General features: G+C 70.1%; 12 protein-coding genes and 1 pseudogene. 7 read left to right on the forward strand and 6 right to left on the reverse strand.

Translation table 11 applies throughout. From position 1 onward, the window contains the following. Nucleotides 1-39: 39 nt before the first annotated feature. Nucleotides 40-1,209 carry an ABC transporter substrate-binding protein gene (locus tag C7474_RS12345; RefSeq protein ID WP_158597337.1) on the reverse strand — a complete coding sequence of 390 codons (1,170 nt, stop codon included), beginning with the start codon at nucleotides 1,207-1,209 and terminating at the stop codon, nucleotides 40-42. A gap of 162 nt (nucleotides 1,210-1,371) precedes the next feature. Between C7474_RS12345 and C7474_RS14930 the strand changes: the two genes are divergently transcribed. From C7474_RS14930 to C7474_RS15315, 3 genes and pseudogenes are all read left to right on the forward strand, one after another. Further along, entirely contained in the window at nucleotides 1,372-3,267 is a 1,896-nt protein-coding gene (locus C7474_RS14930; RefSeq protein ID WP_147436715.1) for an FAD/NAD(P)-binding protein, read from the forward strand. Then, the gene (locus C7474_RS12365; RefSeq protein WP_121060352.1) at nucleotides 3,264-4,409 is read left to right on the forward strand and encodes an FAD-dependent oxidoreductase; all 1,146 of its coding nucleotides are present in this window, start codon (nucleotides 3,264-3,266) and stop codon (nucleotides 4,407-4,409) included. Before C7474_RS14930 ends, C7474_RS12365 begins: the two co-directional genes overlap by 4 nt. Before the next feature lie 103 nt (nucleotides 4,410-4,512). Continuing rightward, a pseudogene (locus tag C7474_RS15315) lies at nucleotides 4,513-4,557 on the forward strand (hypothetical protein); the annotation flags it as partial. Nucleotides 4,558-4,767: 210 nt separating this feature from the next. Here C7474_RS15315 and C7474_RS12375 read toward each other — a convergent pair. Together C7474_RS12375 and guaB are read right to left on the reverse strand one after the other, a co-directional pair. Continuing rightward, the gene (locus tag C7474_RS12375) at nucleotides 4,768-5,622 is read right to left on the reverse strand and encodes an endonuclease domain-containing protein (protein WP_121060353.1); all 855 of its coding nucleotides are present in this window, start codon (nucleotides 5,620-5,622) and stop codon (nucleotides 4,768-4,770) included. A gap of 204 nt (nucleotides 5,623-5,826) precedes the next feature. Further along, the gene (gene guaB, locus C7474_RS12380; RefSeq protein ID WP_121060354.1) at nucleotides 5,827-7,329 is read right to left on the reverse strand and encodes an IMP dehydrogenase; all 1,503 of its coding nucleotides are present in this window, start codon (nucleotides 7,327-7,329) and stop codon (nucleotides 5,827-5,829) included. Nucleotides 7,330-7,549: 220 nt separating this feature from the next. On the opposite strand from guaB, the gene C7474_RS12385 reads away from it, so the two are divergent. From C7474_RS12385 to C7474_RS12400, 4 genes are read left to right on the forward strand one after another with little or no spacing between them, the layout of a single operon-like run. Further along, entirely contained in the window at nucleotides 7,550-8,908 is a 1,359-nt protein-coding gene (locus C7474_RS12385; RefSeq protein ID WP_241965231.1) for a branched-chain amino acid ABC transporter permease, read from the forward strand. A 5-nt stretch (nucleotides 8,909-8,913) separates the two neighbouring features. After that, nucleotides 8,914-9,903, forward strand: coding sequence for a branched-chain amino acid ABC transporter permease (locus tag C7474_RS12390; protein WP_121060753.1), 990 nt, complete (start codon nucleotides 8,914-8,916; stop codon nucleotides 9,901-9,903). Next, entirely contained in the window at nucleotides 9,893-10,933 is a 1,041-nt protein-coding gene (locus C7474_RS12395; protein WP_241965232.1) for an ABC transporter ATP-binding protein, read from the forward strand. Before C7474_RS12390 ends, C7474_RS12395 begins: the two co-directional genes overlap by 11 nt. A gap of 50 nt (nucleotides 10,934-10,983) precedes the next feature. Next, complete coding sequence (locus tag C7474_RS12400) at nucleotides 10,984-11,703, forward strand: ABC transporter ATP-binding protein (protein ID WP_121060755.1); 720 nt, start codon at nucleotides 10,984-10,986, stop codon at nucleotides 11,701-11,703. Nucleotides 11,704-11,963: 260 nt separating this feature from the next. Here C7474_RS12400 and C7474_RS12405 read toward each other — a convergent pair whose 3' ends face one another. From C7474_RS12405 to groES, 3 genes are all read right to left on the reverse strand, one after another. After that, nucleotides 11,964-13,229 (reverse strand): ABC transporter substrate-binding protein, encoded by a 1,266-nt coding sequence (locus tag C7474_RS12405; protein ID WP_121060356.1) that lies wholly within the window; start codon nucleotides 13,227-13,229, stop codon nucleotides 11,964-11,966. 117 nt (nucleotides 13,230-13,346) lie between these two features. After that, nucleotides 13,347-14,270 (reverse strand): EamA family transporter RarD, encoded by a 924-nt coding sequence (gene rarD, locus C7474_RS12410; RefSeq protein ID WP_121060357.1) that lies wholly within the window; start codon nucleotides 14,268-14,270, stop codon nucleotides 13,347-13,349. Nucleotides 14,271-14,430: 160 nt separating this feature from the next. Further along, nucleotides 14,431-14,727: a co-chaperone GroES gene (groES, locus tag C7474_RS12415; protein WP_005050391.1), complete on the reverse strand. Its 297-nt coding sequence runs from the start codon at nucleotides 14,725-14,727 to the stop codon at nucleotides 14,431-14,433. Nucleotides 14,728-14,820 lie beyond the last annotated feature (93 nt).

Raw genomic sequence — 14,820 nt, forward strand, 5'->3', positions numbered from 1 at the left:
CGTCACGGGGCGCCCAGGCCGGAGCGCGCGGTGCGGTGATCAGTCGCGCAGGACGAACTGGCCGTCTTCGACGACGAGCGCGTACTGCTCGGCGTCGGTCACGCGGCGGTCCTCCGAGAACGTGATCGGACCGTACAGGATCGTCTCGAAGTCGCTGCCATCGTCGAGCGCGTCGCGCAGCGTCGAGCGGTCGAGGTCGCCGGCATCCGCAGCCTGGGCGGCGGCGGCCGCGACGACGGTGAATGCGTCGTACGCGCGGATCGCGTAGTCCGAGGGGGTCTCGACGTCGTAGGCCTCGTCGAAGTCAGCGATGAACTGCTGCACGCGCTCGTCCGGGTTGGCGGGCGTGAAGTAGCTCAGCGTCTGCACGCCCTCCGCGGCGTCGCCGGCCAGCTCGATGAACTGCTGGTTGTAGATCGAGCTGATGCCGACGATCGGCACCTCGATGCCGAGCTCGCGCGCCTGCGCCGTGATGAGCGCACCGTCGGCCGCGTACGAGATCAGCACGATGACCTCGGGATCGGCGGCCTGCGCGGCGAGCAGCAGCGGTCGGAAGTCGGTGCTCTCGGGGTTGTAGCCGGTCGCGTACACCTCGTCGAGTCCGGCGTCCGCGGCGCCGTCGGAGAAGAAGCCGTGGGTGTTCAGACCCCAATCGGTGTCGTGGTAGAACACCGCGGCCTTCTCGCCCTGCTCGGCGGCGAACTGGGCGAGTCGCGGCGCCTCGTACTCCTGCGAAACCCACGTCGCGAAGATGTAGTCACCCGGATCTGTGACGGTGGATGCCGAGGCGGAGAACGCGAACTGCGTGAGCCCCGCGGACTGCAGGATCGGGCTCGCGGCGGCCGTGGCCGGGCTGCCGAAGTCGCCGAGCACCGCGAGGATCGACGCGTCGTCGACGAACTTCTGCGCGACGGCGGGTGCCTGCGCGGGGTCGGCCTGTGTGTCCTCGTAGACGAGCTCGACCGTGCGACCGTCGATACCCCCGGCATCGTTGAGCTGGGCGAGTGCGAGGTCGAGACCCTGCTCGAAGTACTCGCCGTACTGCGCCTGGTCGCCGGTCTGCGGCAGCGCGACGCCGAAGCGGATCGGCTCGGACGACGAACCCCCGCCGGATACGGTGGGGTCGGAGTCTCCGGAGCACGCGGCGAGACCGAGCGTGAGGGCGAGGGCGGCGGTCCCGGCGATCAGGACGGTGGGACGGGTGGGCATGTCGACTCCTGGTGAGAGAGGGTGCGGGGCGGCCCGTGCGGAGTGCTGTGCGCGGGGCGTGCTCCGATCCAACCCGAGCAGGCGCACGGTATTCCATTCGAATGAAACAGAGTGATACACAGCGTCGACCGCCCGCACGGCGGATGGCAGACTGACGGAGGCATGAGCGAATACTCCGCAGACGCCCCGGGCGTGACGATCGCCGTCGTCGGCGGCAGCGTGCGCGGCACCTCTCTCGTCGAGCGCCTCGTGTCGCATGCGGCACAGATGCACGGCGACGTCCCCGTCGAGATCACGGTCTTCGATCCGCATCCCCCCGGCTCGGGGCGCATCTGGCGCGACGGGCAGCCGCAGACGCTCATCATGAACACCGTCGCGGCGCAGTCGACGGTGTTCCTCGACGACTCCGTCGAGGTCGAGGGCCCGCGGATCGCCGGGCCGACCCTCGCGCAGTGGTGCGCCGACGTCGTCGCCGCCCCCGCGGCCGAGGCCGCTGCGCTCCCGGCACCCGTCGCGGCGGAAGCGGCGCGGACGCGCGACGACTCCAGCCCCTCGCGGCTGCTCTACGGGCACTATCTGCGGTGGGCGTTCGCGCGCATCGTCGCCGCCGCCCCGGCATCCGTCACCGTCACGGTCGTGCCGGCGCGGGTCGACGCGCTCGCGCGCGAAGGCCGCGGGTGGCGTCTCACGGCGAACGGCACGCGGTACGCGGCGGATGCCGTGGTGCTCGCCGTCGGCTGGCTCGAGCGGGACGATGTCGCCGTGCACCCGCGGATCGTGCCGCCGGGAAACCCGATCGACCAGGACCTCAGCGCCGTCACGCCCGGTGAGACGGTCGCGATCCGCGGGCTCGGGATGGGCTTCTTCGACACTCTGAGCCTGCTCACCGAGGGGCGAGGCGGTCGATTCTCGGACGACCTGACGCGCTACGAACCCTCAGGACGCGAACCGCGCATCGTCGCAGGATCGCGGCGCGGGGTGCCCTACCGCGCGAAGCCGGCGTTCGGCGCGCCGCCGTTCTTCCCGGCGCAGCGGATCCTCCGTGCCGCGCTGCCCGCGCTGCACGCCCGGCGCCCCGTCGACTTCGCCCGCGACGTCCTGCCGCTCATCGAGCGCGACGCGCAGTACGACCACTACACGGCGCTCGATCGGGTGCGCCCCGGCGCCGTCACCGACCTCGCCGCCCTGCAGTCGGCGCTCGTCGCCGGTGACCCCGTCGACCTCGACACGCTCGTGCCCGACGGGGCGGACCGACTCGACCTGCACCGCGCGGCTGCGCCGCTCGAAGTACGGGGAGACGACGGCGGGCGGCGCGGCGCGAACGCCGATGCCGAGGTCGCGGCGTTCGTCCGCGCGGATGCCGCACAGGCGGCGCTCGGCGCCGACAGCCCAGTCAAGCTGGGCCTGCACTCCTACGCCGCCGCCCGGGGCGCGCTTATCGACCTCGTCGCGTTCGGCGGGGTGACGGCGGCGTCCTTCCCCGCCTACCGGCGATTCCTCGCGGTCGCGGCGTCGTTCGGGTCGGGCCCGCCGCTACGGCGGGCGCGACAGCTGCTCGCGCTGCACGATGCCGGTATCGTCACGTTCACGGGGCCCGCGATGGCGGTCCTGCCGCACGCGACCGGCGTGCGGGTCACCGCGCCGGGCCTGCCTGCGCCGGTCGAGGCGAGCAGGCTCGTCGAGGCGTGGCTGCCGACGCCGACGGTCGCCCACACGGCCGACCCGTTGCTGCGGAGCCTCCGCGACGCGGGTTTCGCTCGTGCCTGGCGACACCGTGTCGACGACGGCGACGGTGTGACGAGCGATGCCCTCGACATCCGCCCTGCCGACGGCGCCGTCATCGGAGGCGACGGCGAGGTTGTGCCGGGACTCTTCTCGGTCGGGGTGCCGCATGAGGACATCCGGGTCTTCACGATCATCGCTCCCGTGCCGGGCACGAACTCGTCCGTGCTGCGCGAGACCGACGCCGCGGCGCGGGCCTCCCTCGCGCATGCGGCAGCCGTGCACGCGGCGGTCACCGGTGAGCGGCACGCGCAGTCGGAGGGAGAAGCGGCATGAGCGACCGGCGGATCGTCGTGATCGGCGGTGGGGTGATGGGGCTCGCGACGGCGTGGCAGCTGGCGCGCCGCGGTGCGCGGCCGATCGTCGTGGAGCGCTTCGCCCGGGGACACCACGAGGGCGCCTCGCACGGTGAGACCCGCAACTACAACAACGCGTACGCCGACACGCACTACCTCGACCTGCTCGCCCTCGCGCGCGAGGGGTGGGATGACCTGGGCGAGGTCGACGGCGAACCGCTGCTGCGGCTGCACGGCCTCGTCTCGCACGGCTCGGGCGCCTCCCTCGGCAGCGCGGGCAGCGCGCCGCGCACCGGGTCGGCGCTCGAGGCCATCGCGGCGGGGCTCGCCGCGCGGGGCATCCCGGCGGAGCTGCTCGACCCCGCCGAAGCGGCGCGGCGGTGGCCGGGCATGCGGTTCGACGGCACCGTGCTGCACTCCCCCGACGCCGGCGTCGCGAGGGCTGCCGCGACGCTTCGCGAACTCGAGCGTCGCATCGTCGCCGCCGGCGGCGACGTGCGATGGAGCGCCCCCGCGCGCCGCGTCGTCCCCGGTGCCGACGGGTTCGACGTGGTGACGGATGCCGGAACGATCCGCGCCGACGTCGCCGTCGTGACGGCGGGCGCTTGGACCCGCCCGCTGATCGAGGCGAGCGGTCTCGGCATCCGGCTGCCGCGCCTGCGCGTCACGGAGGAGACCCCCGCCCACTTCGCGCCGCGCGCGACGGCCGCGGGCGCCGGACCGTGGCCCTCGTTCAACCACTTCGTCGCGCCGGGCTCCCAGCCGGCGAACGTCTACGGCATGCCGACCCCAGGCGAAGGCGTCAAGGTCGGATTCCACGGCATCGGCGACGAGACCGATCCCGACGCGCGCCCACATCGGCCGGTGCTCCAGCGCGAGCTGCGCGACTATGTGCGCGAGTGGTTCCCGGGGCTCGACCCCGGCACGGCCGCGCCGATCTCGTGCACCTACACGACGACACCCGATGAGGCATTCGTGCTCGATCGCCGCGACCGCATCGTCGTGGGGGCCGGCTTCTCGGGGCAGGGCTTCAAGTTCGCGCCCGGCGTCGGGGCGACCCTCGCGGGCCTCGCCCTCGACGCCGACCACCCCGTCGCGCCCGCTTTCCGCCTGGGACGCTGACCCGCGGGCGCACCCCCGTCGGGGCCGCCAGCCTGGGCGCCTGATCCGAACGCGCAGCCACGCGACGGTCTCGACGCGCCGCCTCGACGCCTTCACCGACGGTGTGTTCGCGATCGCCGCGACGCTGCTCGTGCTCGACCTCACATCGCACTCGCTCGGCGAGATCCACTCCGACGCCGACATGTGGGCGGCGCTCGGCGCGATGGGCCGCGCTCGTGCTGAACTTCGTGCTGAGCTTTCTACTCCTCTGCCTGCTGTGGATGACGCACGTCCGGCGTCGCCCGTCCGCCGGAGGCACGAACTCCGCAGAATCTCACGTACTCCGCATCCGATCGCGCGTCTCGATGCGGAGTTGGTGTCATGCTGCGGAGTTGATGTGCAGCCCGGCGGCGAGTGCCCGCTGGATGAGGCGCATCGTGCCGCGTTTGTCGTGCACGACCTGCGCGTGCGAGAAGCGCAGCACGGTGTAGCCCCGAAGGCGCAGCTCGGCGTCGTGCGCGAGGTCTTTGCCTCGCTGCGCCGCGCTGGAGTGGTGCGCCCACCCGTCGATCTGGACGACGAGCCACCGGCCGACGAGCACGTCGACCGGCTTGCCGGCGAGCACGACCTGCTGCCGCACCTGAACCCACAGCCGCCGCAGCGGCGCGCACACGAGCACCTCGAGCCCGGAGTCGGCGAGACCGTTGACTTCGGCGGCGAGCTCTCGCGCCGCCGGCGAGTCCCACCGGATGTTGCGCAGCGCCTCGGGCGACAGGTTCTCGACGCGGGTCGCCGCCTCCCACAGCACGAGGGCCGCGTCGTGGGGTTGGCACACCGCGATGTGGGCCAGGGCGTCCTCGATGCTCGCGACGAGCGTCCGGCCGAGCGGCGCGAGCGGGCGCGTCCAGTGCCGCACACCCGGCCAGTCCGCCGGTGCCCGCGGCCCGGTGCTGCCGGGCGGGAAGTGGAGGTGCAGCTCGTCGCCGATGCCCTCCGGCATCCACCACCCCCGCTGCGGAGCGAGGGTCGTGCACGTCAGCCGACCTCCCAGACGGGCCGCTTCGCGCAGGTCGTCGGGGGCGGATGCCGAGACGAACCACGCACGACGGAACACCTCTACGCCGCCCGCCCGCACCTCCGCCCGCAGGCGGGCGTCGGAGTACCCCTCGGCGCGCAGCTGGGAGCGGTGGAGGGCGGAACCCTCGAGGCGTTCGGCGAGCGGGAGGAGCAGCATCTCGGCATCCTGCCGCCGCGCGCGGAGGCGTGGCGGAGCGAGCCGCAGATCCGTGGACGGATCCACGAGGAGGCGAGCTGGGGAGGGCGCTACGAACTCCGCAGAATTTCACGTACTCCGCACCCGAACCAGCGTCTGGGTGCGGAGTTCGTGCGGTCGTGCGGAGTTGGTGCGCGAGATTCCGATTGAGAGCGGGCCCGGCGCCTACTTCTTGTAGTTGGGCGCCTCGACGACGATCTGCACGTCGTGGGGGTGCGATTCCTTGAGGCCGGCGGCGGTGATCCGCACGAACTTGCCCTTGGCCTTCAGCTCGTCGACCGTGCGCGCGCCGACGTAGAACATCGACTGACGCAGCCCGCCGATGAGCTGGTAGGCGACGGCCGAGACGGGGCCCCGGTAGGCGACCTGACCCTCGATGCCCTCGGGGATGAGCTTGTCGTCGCTGGGCACGTCGGCCTGGAAGTAGCGGTCCTTCGAGTACGAGGTCTTCTTGCCGCGGGTCTGCAGCGCGCCCAGCGACCCCATGCCGCGGTAGAGCTTGAACTGCTTGCCGCCCTGGAAGACGACTTCGCCCGGCGACTCGTCGGTACCGGCGAGCAGCGAGCCGATCATGACCGAGTCGGCACCGGCGACGAGCGCCTTGGCGATGTCGCCGGAGTACTGCAGACCGCCGTCGGCGATGACGGGGACACCGGCCTCGCGGGCGGCGAGGGAGGCCTCGTAGATCGCGGTGACCTGCGGCACGCCGACGCCGGCGATGATACGGGTCGTGCAGATCGAGCCGGGGCCGACGCCGACCTTGACGGCATCCGCACCGGCGTCGATGAGGGCCTGCGCGCCCTCGCGCGTGGCAACGTTGCCGCCGATGACGTCGATGTGGGCGAACGTGGGGTCGGCCTTGATGCGCGCGACCATGTCGATCACGCCGGCGGACTGGCCGTTGGCGGTGTCGACGACGAGCACGTCGACGCCGGCGTCGCGCAGCGCCTCGGCGCGCTCCCACGCGTCGCCGAAGAAGCCGATGGCGGCGCCGACGCGCAGGCGTCCCTGGTCGTCCTTGGTCGCGAGCGGGTACTTCTCGCTCTTGTCGAAGTCCTTGATCGTGATGAGGCCGGCCAGTGCCCCGTGCTCGTCGAGGAGCGGCAGCTTCTCGACGCGGTGCTGCGCGAACAGGGCGATGACATCGCCCGCGCCGATGCCGACGCGACCGGTGACGAGGCCCTCGCTGGTCATGACGTCGCGCACCTTCGTGGTCTGACGCTCGAAGCCCGACACGAACCGCATGTCGCGGTTGGTGATGATGCCCACGAGCTTGCCCGCCTCGTCGACGACCGGCAGGCCGGAGATGCGGTACTGGGCGCACAGCGCGTCGACCTCGTCGATCGTGGCGTCGGGGTGCGTCGTGATCGGGTCGGTGATCATGCCCGACTCGGACCGCTTGACCTGGTCGACCATCGCGGCCTGATCCTGGATCGAGAGGTTGCGGTGGATGATCCCGAGCCCGCCCTCGCGCGCGACGGCGATGGCAAGCCGCGCCTCGGTGACGGTGTCCATGGCCGCCGACAGCAGGGGCGTCGCGACCGTGATGCGACGGGTGACGCGCGAGGACGTGTCGGCCTCCGACGGGATGACGTCGGTGTGCCCCGGCAGCAGCAGCACGTCGTCGTAGGTCAGTCCGACGAAACCGAACGGGTCGTTGTACTCCATGCGCTGAATCTCCTGCGTGTCGCGTGCGGTGGGCCCTTGAGAATTCTAAGCGGCGCACCCGAAGATCCATTCCCGCGGACGCCGCCGCAGCAGCGCTTCCGGCGACCGGAAACACATCACTTGCTCACCGAAACAAGGACGACACATTACGCTCGTACCGTCGTTCATCAATGTCGATGCGACCGCACCACCCGAGGGTGCGCCCTGACTGGAGGAACCTTTGAGTCCCACGACCGTCGCGGCACGCCGGCCTCTGCGCTGGACCGTGCTGCTGCTGGGCGCCCTGCTGGCGGCCGTACTGCTGATATCCGGCAGTCCGCTCGCCGCGCACGCCGCCGCACCCGACACCCCCGGCGCCGACCAGGAGCAGACCCCGTTCTACTTCGGCGGCGTCATCACCAACGCCGACCAGCCCGTCCCCGACGTGACCGTCTCGATCACCGGCAACGGCTTCGAGGCCGAGACGATCACGGATGCCGAGGGCCGCTGGCGCCTGTACGTCCCCGAGAAGGAGACCTACACACTCGTCATCACGGAGTCCGACCTCCCCGACGGCGTGATCGTCGACCCGGCGCAGCTGCCGGAGGGCCTGCAGCCGAAGTCCGGAACCACGGGCGAGTTCGAAGTCGAGTTCGGCCTCACGAACACGAAGATCGTGAACCTGTTCCTCGGTGCGGGCGAGCGGGTGACGACGTCGTTCGTCGACCAGTTGGCGATCCGCCTGGTCAACGGCCTGAACTTCGGGCTGCTGCTCGCGCTCGCGGCGATGGGTGCGGCGCTGATCTACGGCACGACGGGACTGTCGAACTTCGCCCACGGTGAAATGGTGACGTGGGGCGCGCTCGTCGCGCTCGTGTTCTCCACGACGTGGTCGCTGCCGCTGTGGCTCGGCATCGTCGCCGCCATCCTCGGCGGTGCGGCGCTCGGCCTCGCGATGGATGCGGGACTGTGGCGGCCGCTGCGACGGCGCGGGCTGGGTGTCGTCCAGCTCATGATCGTGAGCATCGGCCTGTCGCTGGCGCTGCGCTACACGTTCCAGTTCTTCGTCGGCGGCAAGACCTACCAGTTGCCCGGCGCGAGCCCCGCGCCCTTCCAACTGGGGCCGATCCAGCTCTCCTACATCGACCTCATCTCGATGGCCGTGAGCATCGTCGTCATCGTCGCCGTCGCGTTCTTCCTGCTGCGCACCCGCGTCGGAAAGGCCACACGCGCCATCAGCGACAACCCGCAGCTGGCGGCGGCCTCCGGCATCAACGTCGACCGCGTCATCCGCACGGTCTGGGTGCTCGCCGGCACGCTGGCGGCGATCTCGGGCGTGCTGTGGGCGTACTTCCGCCCCGGCGTGCGCTGGGACATGGGCACGCAGATGCTGCTGCTCATCTTCGCGGCCATCACGCTCGGCGGCCTCGGCACCGCGTTCGGCGCGTTGCTGGGCTCGCTCATCGTCGGCATCGTCGTAGAGACCTCGACGCTGTGGATCCCGTCCGACCTCAAGTACGCGGGCGCCCTCGTCGTGCTGATCCTCATCCTGCTGGTCAGACCCCAGGGTCTGCTCGGTCGTAAAGAAAGGCTCGGGTGACCGCCATGGATTGGGGTGGCATCCTCTCCAACACGCTCGGGTACATCCTGAGCCCCGTCACCATCGCGTACGCGCTGGCGGCCACGGGCCTCGCGGTCCACTTCGGCTATGCGGGACTGTTGAACTTCGGCATGGCGGGCTTCATGGCCCTCGGCGCCTACGGCTACGCGATCTCGGTGCTGACCTTCGGTCTGCCGTGGTACCTGGCGATGATCGTCGGCCTGCTGCTGGCGGCCGTCTTCGCGGTGATCCTCGGCATCCCGACCCTGCGCCTGCGCGCCGACTACCTCGCCATCGTGACGATCGCGGCCGCCGAGATCGTGCGTCTGCTGTTCACGACGCAGGTCTTCGACGAGTGGACCAACTCGGCTGACGGCCTCGGCAACTACAACGGCTCGTTCCAGTCCGCGAACCCGTTCCCCACGCTCGAGCGCGGCGAGCGCTACGGCTGGGGACCGTGGACCTTCACGGCGCAGCAGCTGTGGGTCGTCGTGTTCGGCCTCATCCTGCTGGCGATCTCGCTGTTCGTCGTGTGGGCGCTCATGCGCAGCCCGTGGGGGCGCGTGCTGAAGGGCATCCGCGAGGACGAGGACGCGGTGCGTTCGCTCGGCAAGAACGTGTTCGCCTACAAGATGCAGGCGCTCGTCGTCGGCGGCGTGATCGGCGCACTCGGCGGCGTCGTCTACGTGCTGCCCTCGGCGGTCATCCCGTCGAGCTACACCACGGCACTGACCTTCTTCCTGTGGACGATCCTGCTGCTCGGCGGCGCCTCGACGATCTTCGGCCCGAGCCTGGGCGCGGTCATCTTCTGGATGGTCATGGCCCTACTCGGCAACCTGCTGCCCGAGATGGCGCAGGAGGGCTGGCTGCCGATGACCGACATCCAGGCGGGCACGCTCCGCTACATCCTCGTGGGCGTCGCGCTCATGCTCCTCGTGATCTTCAGGCCGCAGGGCATCCTCGGCGACAAGAGGGAGATGACCTTTGTCAAATAACCAGCCGCCAAGTAACCAGCCGCCCAGCGAGCAGCCGCAGACTCCGGATGCCGGCGGCGAGCCCGCCCCGGTGACCGGCAGCGTCCCGCGTCCGAAGACCACCGGCCTCGCGAAGGGCCCCGCGGCCCCCGGCGTGGCCAAGGTCGACCCGATCATGGTCGTCGACGGCGTCACCCGTCGCTTCGGCGGACTCACCGCCGTCGACGTCGACCACATCGAGATCCCGCGCAACGCCATCACGGCCCTCATCGGCCCCAACGGCGCCGGCAAGACCACGCTGTTCAACCTGCTGTGCGGGTTCGACAAGCCGAACTCGGGCACGTGGTCGTACGACGGGCAGAACCTCTCCGGCATCCCGGCGTTCAAGGTGGCCCGCATGGGCCAGGTGCGCACCTTCCAGCTCACCAAGGCGCTCTCGCTGCTGACGGTGCTCGAGAACATGAAGCTCGGCGCCCCGGACCAGCGCGGCGAGAAGTTCTGGCAGGCCTTCGTCCCGGGTGTGTGGCGCTCGCAGGAGGAGGCCAACGAGGTCAAGGCGCGCGATCTGCTCAAGCGCTTCAAGCTCGACGCGAAGGAGAAGGACTTCGCCGCATCGCTGTCGGGCGGTCAGCGCAAGCTCCTCGAGATGGCGCGGGCGCTCATGAGCGACCCGAACCTCATCATGCTCGACGAGCCGATGGCCGGCGTCAACCCGGCCCTCACCCAGTCGCTCCTGGACCACATCCTCGACCTCAAGGATCTGGGTGTGAGCGTGCTGTTCGTCGAGCACGACATGCACATGGTGCGTCACATCGCCGACTGGGTGATCGTGATGGCCGAGGGCAAGGTCGTCGCCGAGGGCCCGCCGGACACCGTCATGCAGGACCAGGCGGTCATCGACGCGTATCTCGGCAGCCACCAGGACGTCGACCTGGGCGTCGTCACCGGCCGCGTCGCCGGAGAGCTCGACGCCGAGGCGAAGGAGCTGCTCGAGGAGATCAAGGAAGACGAGGCGGCGGCGATCGCCGACGCCGAGGAGGAGAACAAGTGAGCACTCCCGCAACGGCTCCCGCGTCGCCGGCTCCCGCATCCGAGGGCGAGATCGTCGTGCAGGTCACCGACCTGCTCGCCGGCTACCTGCCCGGCATCAACATCATCAACAACGCCAACCTCGTCGCCCGCAAGGGCGAGCTGATCGGCATCATCGGCCCGAACGGCGCCGGCAAGTCGACACTGCTGAAGTCGATCTTCGGCCTCGTGAAGGTGCGCGGCGGCGACATCACCGTCAACGGCGAATCGATCGTGGGTTTGAAGGCTGACAAGCTCGTGCAGCGCGGTGTCGCGTTCGTGCCGCAGACGAACAACGTCTTCCCCTCGCTGTCGATCGAGGAGAACCTGCAGATGGGGCTCTACCAGAACCCCAAGATCTACGCCGAGCGGCTCGAGTTCGTCACCGGCATCTTCGCGGAGCTCGGCAAGCGCCTCAAGCAGCGCGCCGGATCGCTGTCGGGTGGTGAGCGGCAGATGGTCGCGATGAGCCGCGCCCTCATGATGGACCCGTCGGTGCTGCTGCTCGACGAGCCGTCGGCGGGCCTGTCGCCCGTCCGTCAGGACGACGCCTTCATCCGGGTCTCCGACATCAACAAGGCGGGCGTGACGACGATCATGGTCGAGCAGAACGCCCGGCGCTGCCTGCAGATCTGCGACCGCGGCTACGTGCTCGACCAGGGCCGTGACGCCTACGAGGGCACCGGCCGCGAGCTGCTGAACGACCCGCAGGTCATCGGCCTGTACCTGGGCACTCTGGGCGCCGAGGACTGAGTCCTCGCGCCCGGGTGGGGCGGATGCCGGGTTCCGGCATCCGCCCCTCTTTCTGTTGTGCGCTTCGGGGAGGCTCGGAGCGTTTCGACTCGCTGCGCTCGCTCAACGACCGGGGTGGGTAAGAGTGCCGGCCACCGGTCGTTGAGCGAGGAGCACAGCGACGAGTCGAAACGCTCGCACCCGCGGAGCCCCGGAGACGGGGAACGGCCCCGGAGCGGTGCTCCGGGGCCGTTCGGTGATCGAGATCAGCTGGTCTGGGATCAGCGGGTGTCGATGCGGGTGTGGGTGTTGTCGGCGGCGTACTGGAAGATACCGATCGACGCCTGGGTCGGGTCGCCGTTCTCGTCGAACGTGACCGGGCCGGAGTAGCCGTCGTAGTCGGCGACGTCACCGGCGAGGATGATGTCGGCGCACTCCGCGAACGAGGTGCACTTCGTGCCGTCACCCGTGCCGCCGGAGACCTCCTGCAGCTTGCCGGCGATGTCGGCACCCTCGGTCGAGCCGGCCGCGAGCGAGGCCAGCGCGAGCAGCACGACCGCGTCGTACGACTCGGCCGAGTACGAGTAGTCCTCGAGCTCGGCGTTGCCACCCTCGGTCCACGCGTCGTTGAGACGCTGCTGGAAGTCGTCCTCCAGCACCGGGCCGGGCGTGGTGCCCTTGGCGCCCTCGAGCGAGACGGACACGTCCGAGCCCCACTGCTTGAGGTTGCCGTCGACGAGGTAGAAGTTCTCCGCCGCGATACCCGCGTTCACCAGCAGCGGCGCGATGGTCGCGAACTGGTCGAACGAGATCACGACGACCGCGTCGGGCTGGGCTGCCGCGATCGTGGCCACCTGGGCGTCGAAGGAGCTGTCACCGTCGTTGTACGAGGCCTCGGCGACGACCGTGCCGCCGGTGGACTCGAAGACGTCCTTGACAACGCCGTAGAGACCCGTGCCGTAGGCGTCGTTCTGGTAGATGATGCCGATGTTCTTGTGGCCGTCCTCGGCGACGAGGTTGCCGAGCACCTCACCCTGGAGAAGGTCGCTGGGAGCGGTGCGCCAGTAGAGGTTGTCGTCGTCCCACGTCGTGAAGTCGGGCGAGGTGTTGGCGGGCGAGAAGGTGATGATGCCGGCCGACACGTTGGAGTCGAGGAACAGCTTCGTCACGCCCGACGCCGCGGCGCCGATCATGGCCGAGACGCCCTCGCTCTGCAGCTTCGGGACCGTGGTCTCGAACGCCTTGTTGTCGGCGTCGCCCGAGTCACCCGGCGTGAAGTCGATCGTGACGCCCTTCGCGGCTTCGTTGACCTCGTTGACGGCCAGCAGGACGCCGGCCTCCTCGGGCGGGCCGAGGAAGGCGAGGCTGCCGGTCTGGGGCAGCACGCTGCCGATCTTGAGAGTCAGATCCTCGGCGGGGGCAGCCGACTCGCTCGGCTCCGAGGTCGTCCCCCCACCGGCGCAGCCGGCGAGGAGGACGGCGCTGACAGCGGCGACGGCGATGCCGCCGACGACCTTGCCGGCACCTGAACGCGTGAAGACGCTCATATTGCTCCTTGTATAGGTGAACAAGAGGCGACCTCGGGTGCCGCCTCAGTGCGTCAAACCTAATCGCAGCGTGATCTCGCGAATGTTGCGGCTCGTTAACGATGTGTCACGTGTGCATCACGGTGCGATAACGGTCCCGCGCGAGCGGCGCGCGTGGTGCACCGAGTCCGCCATCAGCACGACCAGCGCGAGCCAGACGAGGCCGAAGCCGATCCAGCGCTCCAGCGGCATGGGCTCCTGCAGCAGCCACGCACCGGTCGCGAACTGCAGGATGGGCGCGACGAACTGCAGCAGCCCGATGACGGTGAGGCTCGCCCGCCGCGCCCCGGCGGCGAACAGCAGCAGCGGCACCGCCGTGACGGCGCCCGCCAGCAGCAGCAGCACCGTGTGGCCGGGCCCGTCGGTGCCCAGCGTGATCCCCGTGGTCGCGGCGACGACGCCGAGCTGGATGGCGGCGACCGGCGCAAGCCAGAGCGATTCCAGGGTCAGGCCGCTGACGGCATCCACACTCGGGCCGATCTGCTTCTTCACGAGCCCGTAGGTGCCGAAGCTGCCGGCCAGCAGCAGCGCGATCCACGGGAACGCCCCGTAGCCGACCACGATGACGAGCACCGCGACGACGCTGATGCCGATCGCCGCCCACTGGGCGGGACGCAGGCGCTCCTTCAGCACCAGCACGCCGAGCAGCACCGTCACGATCGGATTGATGAAGTAGCCGAGGCTGCCCTCGATGACGTGACCGGTGAGGGTCGAGATGAGGAAGACCTGCCAGTTCACGTAGATGAGCAGGCCGGCCACGACCGTCCACAGCACGAGGCGCCGGTTGCGCAGGATCGCGAGGAGCTTGCCCCAGCTGCGGGTGACCGTCAGCAGGATCGCGCAGAACAGCAGCGAGAACAGGATGCGCCACGACACGACCTCCCACGGCCCGGTCGGGGCGAGCGTGAGGAAGTACAGGGGCATGAACCCCCAGAGGAAGTAGGCCGCGAAGGCGTAGACCCCGCCGAGGACCTGTTCGCGGGAGCTCTCCTCGGGTGTCATGAGTCCAAGACTAGGACGGTCATGACGGATGCCGGCGCGGACGAGCGTCGGCATCCTGCCGAATGGGGCGACCTTCCTGCCATGAGACGGCGGCCGCCGCATCCGCGCACATGCAGAAGGGCCCGAATGCCGAAGCATCCGGGCCCTTCCGACGGGATCGTCAGCGGACGACGACCGCCAGGACGTCGCGAGCCGACAGGACGAGGAACTCGTCACCGCCGAACTTCACCTCGGTGCCGCCGTACTTGCTGTAGATGACGCGGTCGCCGACGGCGACGTCGAGCGGCACGCGGTTGCCGTTGTCGTCGATGCGACCCGGACCCACGGCGACGACCTCGCCCTCCTGGGGCTTCTCCTTCGCGGTGTCCGGGATGACCAGGCCACTGGACGTGACCTGCTCGGCCTCGACCTGCTTGATGACGATGCGGTCCTCGAGCGGCTTGATGGAAACCGACACGGTCTACCTCTTTCTCAGAACTAAGACTGATCAGCACTCCCACCTGGCGAGTGCTAACGCCCAGTGTAGGGTGCGGCTGGCACTCATGCAACG

This window comes from Microbacterium telephonicum, from assembly GCF_003651225.1.
Taxonomy (GTDB): Bacteria; Actinomycetota; Actinomycetes; order Actinomycetales; family Microbacteriaceae; genus Microbacterium; species Microbacterium telephonicum.

Excerpts from the sequence above, each read along its gene's own strand:
- guaB (WP_121060354.1), bottom strand. The coding sequence starts at position 7,329 with ATGGAGTACAACGACCCGTTCGGTTTCGTCGGACTGACCTACGACGAC.
- C7474_RS12390 (WP_121060753.1), top strand. The coding sequence starts at position 8,914 with ATGGATTGGGGTGGCATCCTCTCCAACACGCTCGGGTACATCCTGAGC.
- C7474_RS12365 (WP_121060352.1), top strand. The coding sequence starts at position 3,264 with ATGAGCGACCGGCGGATCGTCGTGATCGGCGGTGGGGTGATGGGGCTC.
- C7474_RS12375 (WP_121060353.1), bottom strand. The coding sequence starts at position 5,622 with ATGCTGCTCCTCCCGCTCGCCGAACGCCTCGAGGGTTCCGCCCTCCAC.
- C7474_RS12405 (WP_121060356.1), bottom strand. The coding sequence starts at position 13,229 with ATGAGCGTCTTCACGCGTTCAGGTGCCGGCAAGGTCGTCGGCGGCATC.
- C7474_RS14930 (WP_147436715.1), top strand. The coding sequence starts at position 1,372 with ATGAGCGAATACTCCGCAGACGCCCCGGGCGTGACGATCGCCGTCGTC.
- C7474_RS12345 (WP_158597337.1), bottom strand. The coding sequence starts at position 1,209 with ATGCCCACCCGTCCCACCGTCCTGATCGCCGGGACCGCCGCCCTCGCC.
- rarD (WP_121060357.1), bottom strand. The coding sequence starts at position 14,270 with ATGACACCCGAGGAGAGCTCCCGCGAACAGGTCCTCGGCGGGGTCTAC.